Origin of the sequence: Plantibacter sp. MCCC 1A11337, assembly GCF_013349365.1 — a bacterium.
GTDB lineage: Bacteria > Actinomycetota > Actinomycetes > Actinomycetales > Microbacteriaceae > Plantibacter > Plantibacter flavus_A.
This window is the reverse complement of the sequence record NZ_JABJWX010000011.1, coordinates 1-2,015: the sequence shown is the minus strand read 5'-3', so window position 1 is coordinate 2,015 and position 2,015 is coordinate 1. Positions and strand designations below refer to the sequence as shown.

The 2,015-nt window shown below is 70.2% G+C and carries 2 protein-coding genes; both read left to right on the top strand.

What is annotated here, in order from left to right:
• The first annotated feature begins 185 nt into the window (after positions 1-185).
• Complete coding sequence (gene istA / locus HOW07_RS19120) at positions 186-1,430, top strand: IS21 family transposase (RefSeq protein WP_371743729.1); 1,245 nt, start codon at positions 186-188, stop codon at positions 1,428-1,430.
• A partial coding sequence (locus HOW07_RS19115; RefSeq protein ID WP_175118358.1) for an ATP-binding protein occupies positions 1,430-2,015 on the top strand: 586 nt, incomplete at its 3' end. The genes istA and HOW07_RS19115, both read left to right, overlap by 1 nt.

The following is a 2,015-nucleotide window of genomic DNA, read 5'->3' as shown; positions in this document are numbered from 1 at the left end:
TTCATGAGGTGCACAGCGGGGGATCTGCCCACCCTCATCCACAGGGGCCGCGATTCGGTGTTTTGGAAGCCCACTGAAGCAGCTACTCTGCTCGTAGACCCCAGCCACGAGACGGATGTCGGCGACGGTTGAAAACGAGGCCATAGCGACGGTCGAAAACGAGGCCACCCCGACAGATTGGGTGGGTGATCTCGGTGGAGGATTGGGCTTTGATCCGGCGGCTGGTTGCGGACGGTGTTCCGCAGCGTCAGGTCGCGAAGGATCTTGGGGTGGGACGGTCGACGGTGGCGCGGGCGCTGGCTTCGGACCGGCCGCCGAAGTACGAGCGGGCGGCGGTGGCGACGGCGTTCGCGCCGTTTGAGCCGTTGGTGCGCCAGCTCCTGGCGGCGACGCCGGACATGCCGGCCACGGTGATCGCCGAGCGGGTTGGCTGGACCGGATCGATCAGCTGGTTCCGTGAGCACGTGCGTCGGCTGCGGCCCGAGCATGTACCGGTCGACCCGTCGGACCGGTTGACCTGGCTGCCCGGTGACGCGGCGCAGTGCGACCTGTGGTTCCCGCCGAAGAAGATCCCGCTGGAGGACGGCAGCGACGCGCTGTTGCCGGTCATGGTGATCACCGCGACGCATTCGCGGTTCATGGTCGGGCGGATGATCCCGACCCGGCACACCCAGGACCTGCTGTTGGGGATGTGGGAGCTGCTGCAGCTCCTCGGCCGTGTGCCGCGGCGGCTGATCTGGGACAACGAGTCCGGCATCGGTCGCGGGAAACGGCACGCTGAGGGCGTCGGCGCGTTCACCGGCGCCCTGGCCACCACGCTGGTGCGGCTCAAGCCGTACGACCCTGAGTCCAAGGGCATCGTGGAGCGGCGCAACGGGTTCTTCGAGACCTCGTTCATGCCCGGGCGGACCTTCGCCTCGCCGGCCGACTTCAACAGCCAGTTCACCGACTGGTTGCAGGTCGCGAACGCCAGGGTCGTGCGCACCACCAAGGCCAGGCCGGTCGACCGGTTCGACGCGGACCGGGCCGCGATGCTCCCGCTGCCACCGGTCGCGCCGGCGCTCGGATGGGTCAACCGGGTCCGGCTGGGACGGGACTACTACGTCCGTGTCGACTCGACGGACTACTCGGTAGACCCGGCGGTGATCGGCCGGTTCGTCGACGTCACCGCGGACCTGACCCGGGTCGAGGTCCGCCACGCCGGGCGCCTGGTCGCCGCCCACGACCGGGTCTGGGCACGTGGGATGACCATCACCGACCCCGCCCACGTGGCAGCAGCGAAGGTGCTGCGTGAGCAGTTCCAACTGCCCCGACCCGTAGTTGATCCCGACGACGGGCTGGTGCGGGACCTGACCGACTACGACCGCGCCTTCGGCCTGACCGGCGCCGGCCTCCCCGACGGCCTCACCGACGGCGAGGAGGTGGCCTGATGGCCGCCAAGACGGACGCGGCCGAGGCGCTCAAGCAGCTGACCTACCTAGCAGCAGCGTTGAAGGCACCCCGGATCACCGAGGCAGCCGGCCGGCTCGCCGACCACGCCCGCGACGCCGGCTGGACCCACGAGGAGTACCTCGCCGCGGTCCTCGACCGCGAGGTCGCCGCCCGCAACGCCTCCGGCGCCCAGCTCCGGATCCGGGCCGCCGGGTTCGGTTCCCGAAAGACGCTCGAGGAGTTCGACTGGGACGCCCAACCCACCGTCCGTCAGCAGATCGCCGCTCTCGCGTCGGGCGGGTTCCTCACCGAAGCACGCAACGTCGTCCTCCTCGGCCCGCCCGGCACGGGCAAGACCCACCTGGCCACCGGCCTGGGCATCGCGGCCGCCCACCACGGCCACCGCGTGCTGTTCGCCACCGCGACCGAGTGGATCACCCGACTCACCGACGCACACCGGGCGGGCCGGCTACCCCACGAGCTCACCCGGCTGCGGCGCTACGGGCTGATCATCGTCGACGAGGTCGGCTACCTGCCCTTCGAGCAAGACGCCGCGAACCTGTTCTTCCAGCTCGTCTCCAGCC